The organism is Hamadaea sp. NPDC051192 (assembly GCF_040682475.1).
GTDB classification, from domain to species: Bacteria; Actinomycetota; Actinomycetes; order Mycobacteriales; family Micromonosporaceae; genus Hamadaea; species Hamadaea flava.
Genome location: NZ_JBFBAZ010000053.1, coordinates 41884 through 51558 on the forward strand (window position 1 = coordinate 41884; position 9675 = coordinate 51558).

The 9675-nt window shown below is 67.9% G+C and carries 4 protein-coding genes; 3 read left to right on the forward strand and 1 reads right to left on the reverse strand.

Going from position 1 to position 9675, the window contains the following annotated elements; translation table 11 throughout:
• Positions 1-7 precede the first annotated feature (7 nt).
• The gene (locus AB0M47_RS22645) at positions 8-4129 is read right to left on the reverse strand and encodes a LamG-like jellyroll fold domain-containing protein (protein WP_363416998.1); all 4122 of its coding nucleotides are present in this window, start codon (positions 4127-4129) and stop codon (positions 8-10) included.
• A gap of 94 nt (positions 4130-4223) precedes the next feature.
• Between AB0M47_RS22645 and AB0M47_RS22650 the strand changes: the two genes are divergently transcribed.
• From AB0M47_RS22650 to AB0M47_RS22660, 3 genes are all read left to right on the forward strand, one after another.
• Positions 4224-7469: an AfsR/SARP family transcriptional regulator gene (locus tag AB0M47_RS22650; protein WP_363417001.1), complete on the forward strand. Its 3246-nt coding sequence runs from the start codon at positions 4224-4226 to the stop codon at positions 7467-7469.
• A gap of 314 nt (positions 7470-7783) precedes the next feature.
• Positions 7784-8356: a TetR/AcrR family transcriptional regulator gene (locus AB0M47_RS22655; RefSeq protein ID WP_363417004.1), complete on the forward strand. Its 573-nt coding sequence runs from the start codon at positions 7784-7786 to the stop codon at positions 8354-8356.
• A gap of 10 nt (positions 8357-8366) precedes the next feature.
• Positions 8367-9551 (forward strand): FAD-dependent monooxygenase, encoded by a 1185-nt coding sequence (locus AB0M47_RS22660; RefSeq protein ID WP_363417007.1) that lies wholly within the window; start codon positions 8367-8369, stop codon positions 9549-9551.
• Positions 9552-9675: the final 124 nt, after the last annotated feature.

The window sequence follows — 9675 nt, forward strand, 5'->3', positions numbered from 1 at the left end:
CTCCTCATCAGTCCACGCACATCGGGATCGGGGCGGCGGGCGAGATCTGTTCGATCACGTGAGCGGGAAGAACTCCTTGCCAGACGAGGACATCGTCGATGGCTCCCTGCAATCGCTGCGACCGGGTCCCGGCGGCGAGGCCGGTCGCGCCGATCACCAGCGGGCCGGTCGCGTTCCATGGGCTCGTTGGGCCGGCCTTGGTGCCGACGAGGCTTCCGCTGACGTAGAACCGCATCTGCGCCGCTGCGATGTCGTAGACGCCGACCAGGTGATACCAGGTGCCCACGACCGGAACCGGCCCGCCGTACAGCGTCCGCCAGGTGGTGTCGGCGGTGTCGGCGTTCATCATCAGGAATCCGAACTTCTGCTCGCTTGCGCTGAATCGCAGCCGCATGCCGGTCGCCTGCTGCCCGGCGGCCGACACCACGGTCTGATCCACCGCCAGCGTGGTGAGCCGCACCCAGGCCGAGACCGTAAACGAATCGTCGGTGGCGAACACCGGTCCGGCCGTCGCCGCCGACCCCGATCCTGACAGCTCCAGCGCGTTGTCCGGCTCGCACTTGGCCCCGTCGGTGGATCGCGTCTGGCCTTCCAGCACGACATTGTGGCTCTTTCCGGAGGTGTCGGTGCCCACGCCGCCGCTCAGGCGCCACCGGCCCGTCAGCTCCGCCGGCGGGTACCCCATCATCGACGTGAGATCTTCTGCGTCGATCGGACCACGCCACAGGCGTACGTCCTGCAGAGAGCCTTGGAAATGCCCGCTTCGGACCGTCGTGCCATTAGACACGGACTTTCCGCAGCCGATCAGAAGACCCGCAGTCGTCGGGGCCATCCGGGCGAGCGTGATCTCAGACGCGAGCGTGCCGTCGACGTAGAAGCTGCGGGTCCGCATGGTGGCGTCGTAGCTCACCGCGACGTGGTGCCAGGTACCGGGCAGGACGTTGCCGAAGCGCGCGAGATACTGCGTGTGGTCGGCGGTGAAGTAGCTCAGCCCGAACTGTACGGCGCCGGAGCCCGCCGACCGCGTCTGCAGCTCAAAACCCGCATCGTAGGCGTCGTTGACCGTCGACAGCAGCGTGCCCGTATTCGTGGTGTCCGCCTTGACCCACGTAGCAGCCGACCAGGACTTCTCCACCGGCATCGCGAGGGCCGGCGACTCCAGGCACGAGCGGCCGTCGAGTACCACCGCACCTTGCGGCCGTTGGAACCGGTCGAAGCCGACCGTGACCCCGGCGGGAATGGTCAGCGTGCGACCGTAGCGGGACGAGTCGGTGCCACCATTGCGGAACTCCCACCTTGCCAGCTGAGCCGCCTCCGGCAGGTCGGTCTTGGCTAGGTGGTTTCCCCCGTTGGGGAGCACTCCCTGCCAGATGCCGAGACCGTCGATCGCGCCGTCGAGATAGTTCGACGTGGTTCCGGCGGAGGTTCGCAGGCAGCCCACCCCGAAGGTACTGGCGCCGTTCCACGGCGTGAAATCGATCGGCCGTTGCGCGCCGACACCCGCGCCGCCGTCGCTTGCGATCAGCCTCTGCACACCGGCGTCCGGGTCGAAGGTCGCGAAGAGGTGCACCCATTGGCCTAGGGGCAACGGGTTGTTCGCGCTGATGCCTTGCTGGGTGTAGGCGGCTGCGCCCGTCTTCGCCAGCAGGAAGTAGAAGCGGTTGTCGGTGGCGTCGTATTCGATCTCGAAGGCCGAGTGCAGGGAGTTGCCCTGCGAAAGGATCTTTGTGTACGGCGTGGGTGCCGAGTCCACTCGCACCCACAGCGACACACTGAACGCCGCGTCGGTGCGTACGGGCGCGGTGCCGGTCAAGCAGGAGCTGCCATCCAGCTCGAGCGCTGCGTTCGGCCGGCCGTCATGGTCCGCGCCGAAGGCCCGGGTACCGGCCGCCGTCGACAGGGCGGAGGTGCTGAGCCCGGCGTCGTCATACGTGTCGCCCTCGAACCGCCACATGCCCTTGGGGAACGCCACGACGTCGTTGCCCACGAAGAACGAGTAAGTGCGTTCCATGGAGCGATTGCCGGCGTTGTCCACGGCGCGTACGTAGAGCACGTGCCGTCCGGCCGAGGCGACCCTGGTGATCGTGGGCGACGTGGACGCCGCCGACAGGTCGTAGGTCGGCGTGTTCCACGAGTACTCGTAGGCGCGCAGCCCTGAGGAGACGCCGTTGACGACCGGATCGGAGGAGGCGAGCGTGAGCGTCACGGTCGAGCCTTCGGCGTACGGGGCGGCTGGGGCGGCGGATACCGTCGGCTTGGTCGGCACGGTCGCATCCACCGTGAAGTAGCAGGGATCGGTCCAGCCGGAGTTGATCGCGGACGACTGGCGCGCCTCGGACCGAGCCGCGTACGTGTAGGCCCCGTCGGCCAGTGAACTGGTCAGCGGCCAGCTGACCGGGGAGTACGCCGCGACCGCGTCCGGGGTGCGGTAGGCGTACAGGTCGGTGTCCGAACCTTGCTTACGGACCCGGATCCGGGTGTACACCGATTCGGACTCCGACGCTCTGGCCCGCAAGCCGATGGTCGGCTTCCGCGAGACAACCCATTGCGTCGCCGCCGTGCTCGGTACGCAGCCGTCGCCGTCGATCGTCAACCGATCCGGCTTCGGCGGATAGATGTAGTAGGTGACCTCCAGACGAACCGACTTGGTCTGGATACGCCGCCACGCGTTGCGGTCGCCTTCGCTGGAAGAGCGCAAGCCGAAGGAGATCGTCGCATTGTTCTCATCGGCGGCCGACTGCACACGCTTCTTGACGTTGGAACCGTCGAACGACACCCATTCGTTGGTCGTGCCTGAACATCCGCCCGACGCGTTCGACGACGGCACGTCCTTGGTCTGCAACTGGCTGCCGTACAGCCAGTCGACGCCGTTCCAGGAGACGCCGTTGGAGATCTGCTTGGTGCGCCACAATTGCAGCCCGTACGTGCCACAGCCACCGGTGTGGGTCTGCAGGGCCTTCACCGCAGCCTTGTCGATGTACTTGCCCTTGAGCTTCCCGATGTTCAGCGTGATGACCGACCGCCACAGGCCACAACCGTCGCCACAGTCGCTCCAGGTGTTGTAGCCGACACGCATACCGCCCGACCGAGGCCAGCTCGTGTCACCGGTCCAGCCCTTGCTCGGCGCTCCGGCGTACACATTGGCCCAGGCCTTGCGGGTGGATGTGAATGGCGGGTCGATGTAGACCGGGAAGGTCAGCGAGGAGTCGGCGAGCATCTGGACATCTGGCTTCAGCGTGATGCCGGTCTTCGTCACGTCCACCGCGACGTCGCCGATCTGGCCGGGGTCCCCACCCGCTGCGGCCGTAGCTGCCCGGGTCGTGGCTGCGAGCGTCGTCTGACCGGCCGGCGGCGTGGAGTCCCACATGATGCCTTGCCCTGCTTCGAACACCACCTCGCCGGCATCGTCGACGACGTCGATCCGGCCGGTCTCGGGGTCCTCCACGACCGACAGCCCGTCGGTCGTGATCCCGATCGCGATCTCCTTCAGGATCGGGTCGTCGGCCGCCTCCGGCGTCTTGAGCACCAGGACCCAGGAGAATCCCACCGCCTCGGCCTGCACCGCGAGGTCCACCCCCGGCCGCACCTCCGGATAGGTGGCCACCGATCCACTGAAGACCGGCGCCGGCAGCGCCCCCAGCGGCCAGGTCAGCGACAACGAGCCGCGGCCAGGATCGGTCGCGGTGACGAAGGTGTTCTGCCCGCCGGCACCGGCGGTGATGCCGATGATGGTCGCGGCCGAGACGCCGGAGCCGTTCGCCTGCGCGACGAACGACGGGTCGATGTCCACCCACGCGCCCGCGGCGTTCTTCACCCAGTAGGGCTCGACCGCCACCTGGGCATCCATCAGACCCGTGGGGGTGGCGAACACCTGCCGGTCCACGTCACGCAGGCCCATCACCTCGACGTTCACCCCACAGGCCAAGGCATATTGGTACGCCGTGAGTTCGTCGTCGGCGGCTGGTGGACCGTCGAACACCGGACACGGCACGGCTGGGAGTTCTTCGTCGCCGGGATCGGCCGACGCGGCCGCCGGGAGGGCGACCAGCAGGGCGAGCGTCATCGCCGCCGCAGCGGTCGCGGCTTGCCAGGAACGAAACCAGGGATGCGCGGGTGACGAGGCAGACACGGGGGCACCTCACAAGACCGTCGGCCGTCAGTTGTGACGCCAGCGGCGGAAGCCGCAGGACCGCCTCACGCTAGGTCGCACCGCTTGCAGAGAAATGGAAGAAATCTTGAATCCGCAGGCTGCACTGCGGATACACCGGTCTTGGGAAGGGCACGACCGTAGCCGGCCGGGTAGCGGCACTGGCCTACTGTTGCGCCCGGCAGGCCGCCCCTTGCCGCGGATCGGAGGACTGTCGGTGCGTTTCCAAGTGCTGGGACCTGTCGTGGCACACGGGCCGCAAGGTCCGGTTCCGTTAGGACCGGCCCGGCAGCGCACAGTGCTTGCGGTCCTCCTCGTCGAACCCGGGTCACCGGTCACCGTGGAGCAGCTGATCGACCGGGTCTGGGGCGTACGCCCGCCGCGGAGCGCCCGGCATACGCTTTTCAGCTACCTGTCACGGTTGCGTGCTGTGCTGTCCGCGGTAGGCGGTCCGGTCCCAATCCGGCGCACCAGCGGGTACGCGCTCGAGTCGGACTGGGCAACGGTGGACTTCGACCGGTTCCGGGAGCTCGCCCTCGGCGCACGATCGGCTGACGACCCCATTGCAGTGGGTTTGTGGAACGAGGCGTTGGAGTTGTGGCGAGGCACACCCTTCGCCGATCTCGACAGCGAGTGGCTGGGCACCGTGGCTGCACGATGGGAAGATGAGCACCACGCGGCCGTGCTGGACCGCAACGATCTGCTGTTGCGACGCGGCGAGTACGCGCGCCTGGTCCCGGAGCTGACCGCGGCCGTGGGCGCAGCGCCGCTGGACGAGCGGCTGACCGGCCAGCTGATGCAGGCGTTGTACGCCAGCGGCCGCCAAGCCGAAGCGCTCGCCCAGTATCGGCAACTGCAGGAGCGACTTGTCGGGGAACTCGGCAGCGATCCGACGCCGGCGTCAACGGAACTCTTTCAGCGGATCTTGCGCCATGACCCTAGCCTGACCGGCCGGCCGACAGCGCATCCAGTAGCGCAGACGCTGATCCCGCCGCGGCGTCCCGCACAGCTCCCGGCCGACGCCGCCACCTTCATCGGGCGTCACCCCGAGCTACGAAGACTCGACGCCATCCTGCAGGACGACTCGTCGCTCTTCGCGACCGGCGGCGGCACACACATCGGTCCGGCGGCGCAGGCCGGTTCGGCCGCCTCGTCGGCGCTCGTGGCGGTGGTCGGTCCTGGAGGTGTCGGCAAGACCGCGCTCGCTGTCCGATGGGGATACACCCGTAGCGACAGGTTTCCCGGCGGGTTGCTGTATGTGAATCTGCGGGGCTTCGACGAACGCGAGCCGGTGACGTCGCGTGAGGCGCTCGGGCGGCTGCTCACGGCGCTGGGGCATCCGGGGGACGCCATCCCTGCGGACGTGGACGCCGCCGGGGAGCTGTTCCGGACGACGACGGCCGAGCAGGGGATCCTCCTGATCCTGGACAACGCCAGTGGCGCGGAGCAGGTCCGGCCGCTGCTGCCCGGGGCTGGGGCGTTCACGATCGTCACCAGCCGTGATCGGCTCACCGGGCTGGTTGCGGTCAATGGCGGTCAGCTTGTCCGCCTTGACATCCTCGCCCTGCCGGAGTCCGTGGGTCTGCTCGCCGAGGTTCTCGGCCCGGACCGCGTGGCAGCCGAGCCGACGGCTGCCGAGCGGCTCGCCGACCTGTGCGGTCATCTGCCGCTTGCCCTGCGGATCGCGGCCGCCCGCATCGCCGACGGCCCCGGTGGCCCGATCGCGGATTACGTGGCTGAGCTGGAACGCAGTGACCGGCTTGACGTTCTTGCTATCGACGGTGATCCCGCGGCCGCTGTGACAGCGAACCTCGACCTGTCCTATCGGGTGCTCGACGATCGGGCACAAGACATGTTCCATCGGATAGGCACCCTGCCCGGCGAAGACTTCTCGCATGACCTCCTGACCGCGGTGTCCGCAACATCTGACAGCGACACGATGCACGCGATACACCGTCTGGCCGCCGCGCATCTGATCGAACAGCATCGCCCGCAGCGTTACAGAATGCACGACCTCGTGCGTCTGTACGCGGCCCGCACGGCCAAGCGGAACCTCACGGAACAGGCTCGGCAGACGGTCATCGACAGGTTCATCGAGTGGCATCACGACCGCGCCTATCAGCCGATCGATGACGAAGAGACCAACGTCCTGCTCGCCTGCGAGGTGCTGCGTGACCATCCAAGGCTATGGCGGCTTGTCGTTCCGTTGCGCAACACCCTCAACGAGTGGCGTTCCATCGCCCGTGTCCGGGAGTTCCTCGACGTAGCCGCCCATCGGGCCGAGCAGCTCGGCGACAATCCTGGGCTGTTTCGCATGACAGCGATGACGGCCTCCGCGGTACGTACCGAAGGTGACAGCGCCCGTGCGGTTGAGCTGGGCAGGCAGGCCCTCGCTCTCGCCGAGAGCCTCGGCGACCGCGAACGCGTCATCGCCGGCGGGAACCTGGGCATCTACCTCTTCGACCACGGGGACTTCGCCGGCTCGGCGGACGCGTTCCTACCCGCGGTCGACCTTGCCGCGGCGTCCGGCAACACGCGCTCGCAGCTCATCTTCGTCAGCAGCCTCATCCAGGTTCTCGTCCGGCTCGGCCGCGTCGGCGAAGCCGAGGCGTACCTGAGCAGAGCGCAGACCGTCTGCGAGGCTGCCCTGACGCCGGAGGAGCATCGAGTCCGGCTCTGGCTGTCCGCCGCCGAGATACATTCCAGCCGAGGCGACTTCGCAGCGGCCCTGGACGCCGCGGACGCCGCCCTGGCCATCGCCCGCCAGGGCTCCTATGGACATCTCGACATGTGGTGCCTGCAGGTTCAGGCCCAGATCCACTTGTACGCGGGACGCCCCGAGCCCGCTCGACAGGCGTTCGAACTCGAGCTGGACTATGCCAGGAACCGCAACATGACCTCCTTCGAGCCCGAGATCCTCTGCGACCTCGCCGACGTGTACGTCGAACTCGGCGAGCATCGAACAGCGGTCGAACTCATCGCGCAGGCCCAGGCAAAGTGGCCAAAGGTGCCGGCAGGGCTGGAGGCCTTCGTCGACCTCGTGCTCGCCGGCGCCCACAACGGACTCGCCGACTTCCAGACCGCGAACCGGCACGCGGCAGCAGCATCAGCTGCATATGCGGCGATGCCGTGGCCCGCGCGGCACGAACTGGCCCTGATCGCGTACGCCACCGCATGCGCGGGACTTGGGCAGACAGCCGCCGCGCAAAGGCACCAGGCAGCGGCAGACAGCATCGGGACGCTGATCAACCAGGCGCGAAAGAGCAGGCGCGCCAATGGCCTTCTCTCGCGGTCGTGTGAACCTGCCCGCCCGTCGCCGTAGGGCCGCGACGACACCCTGACCCTTCTCCCCCGCCGATCTCCAGACGCCGCCTCGGCGTGCGGGTGTCCCTCACCGCGAGCCGCGGTGCGGCCTCCATCTGTGAACCGGCGGTCGCCTGATGCGTGCCATGCAGGGCACGGCGGCCCGCCGAGGGCGTGGCGCGAATCTCCACGCAGCCTGACTGCCGACAGGCATCGGGTCTCTGCCTCCGACGATCGCGCACGACCGTTGCATGAAGGGCCCTCGCGCCCTAGACTTGGACGATCGCCCAAGGCATTCGTTCAGGGCGTACGCCCAAGTCTGTGAGGAGTGACATGGCGCAGACCGCAGCCGAGCAGGGCAAGCGCGCCCGCGAGCTCTTGCTGACCGCCGCGACCCAGCTCATCGGGGACCTCGGCTGGACCGCGGTCAGCACTCGGCTGGTCGCGGAGCGGGCCGGAGTGCGGCCCGGCGTGGTGCACTACCACTTCCCGTCGATGCAGGCGCTGCTACGTGAGGCCGCCATGAGTGCGATCGGCCAGATGGTCGATGCGGTCGGCCCGATGCTGCGTCAAGCACCGTCGACAACGGATGGTGTCGACGCACTGCTGTCGATGCTGGACGGGTTCACGGGCACCGATCCGGAGTCGTTGCTGTTCAGCGAGACCTATCTGGCCGCCACTCGCGACGAGCACCTGCGCGTGGCCCTGGGCGCTCTCGTTGAGCGGTTCCGCGCTGACGTGAGCGGATGGCTGCACGCGCATGGGCACGTCGATCCGGACGGGACCGCGGTGCTGCTACTGGCGGCCCTGGACGGATTCGTGCTGCACAAGGCACTCAATCCGGGCTTGAGCGTCGAAACAATCCGACCGGCTTGGCATCGACTGGTGGCCACCCCGGGCAAGTGAGGAGCACAGGATGCGCACGATCATCGTCGGAGCGGGCATCGCCGGGCTGGCAGCCGCACAACGCCTGGCAGACCTCGGCTCGCACGTCACAGTGGTAGAAAGGGCGTCCGGACCGCGCAACCAAGGCTACATGATCGACTTCTTTGGACCCGGATATGAAGCCGCGCAGCGGATGGGCTTGCTCGCCCGGCTACGCGAGCTCGGCTATCACGTCGAACGGTTCAGCTACGTCGATGAGCATGGCCGGATCCGGGCGAGTATGGACTACCAACGGTTCGAGAAGGCCGCCAGCGGTGCGATCGTCAGCATCATGCGCCCCGATCTGGAACGTGCGCTGCGCGAAGCCGTCGACGGCCGTGTGGACCTGCGCTACAGCGTCACCGTCGAAGCTATCGACAACCGGCCCGACGGCGTGTCGGTTACCCTGTCCGACGGCAGCGCCCTGGACGCCGACCTGCTCATCGGCGCCGATGGGATCCACTCGGCGACCCGGGCGGCAACGTTCGGCCCCGAGCAGGCTTTTCTGCGATTCCTCGGACTGCACACCGCGGCATTCGTATTCGACGACCCCGTTGTTCACGACCAGGTGCAGGACGGCTTCTTTCTCACCGACAGCGTTGACGTGCAGATGGGCTTCTACGGGCTACGCGACGGCCGTGTCGCGGCCTTCACTGTGCATCGCACGTCCGATCCGGAGTTGCCCGCGGACCCTCGCGCCGCTGTCCTGCGCACGTATCAGGACCTGGGCTGGTTGACCGCTCGCGCGTTGGGGCTATGCCCCAGTTCGGCCGACGTCTACTACGACCAGGTGGCCCAGATCGAAATGGACCAGTGGGTCAACCGCCGGGTCGTCCTGCTGGGCGACTCGGCGTACGCGGTCTCGCTGCTAGCCGGGCAGGGCGCGTCCCTCGCCGTAGCCGGTGCCTACGTCCTGGGCCGTCAGCTGGCCACCACCCCTGACATCGATCGTGCCCTGGCCGAATACGTGCGGCGCTGGCATCCCGTCGTCACCCAACGCCAGCTCATCGGCCGCCGCGGCGCCAGCTGGTTCCTCCCAGCCAGCACCACCCAGCTGCGGCTACGCCGCCTCGCGGTCACAGCAATGCGGCTACCAGGCCTGGACCGCTGGCTCGGCACCGCACTGGTCGGCAAGAACCACACGCCCATCGACACCATCGCACTCGGCACCACCTGACACAACGCGCCCAGGACGGTGCGGCCCCCTCAGAGCCCGTTGAAGAACGGGTTGTTGTCGTAGGTGGTTGGGAGAATCGTGGCGTGAGTAGGTTCGCCGCGTTTCGGTTCACCGTTGATGCCCG

Excerpts from the sequence above, each read along its gene's own strand:
- AB0M47_RS22660 (WP_363417007.1), top strand. The coding sequence starts at position 8,367 with ATGCGCACGATCATCGTCGGAGCGGGCATCGCCGGGCTGGCAGCCGCA.
- AB0M47_RS22650 (WP_363417001.1), top strand. The coding sequence starts at position 4,224 with ATGGAAGAAATCTTGAATCCGCAGGCTGCACTGCGGATACACCGGTCT.
- AB0M47_RS22655 (WP_363417004.1), top strand. The coding sequence starts at position 7,784 with ATGGCGCAGACCGCAGCCGAGCAGGGCAAGCGCGCCCGCGAGCTCTTG.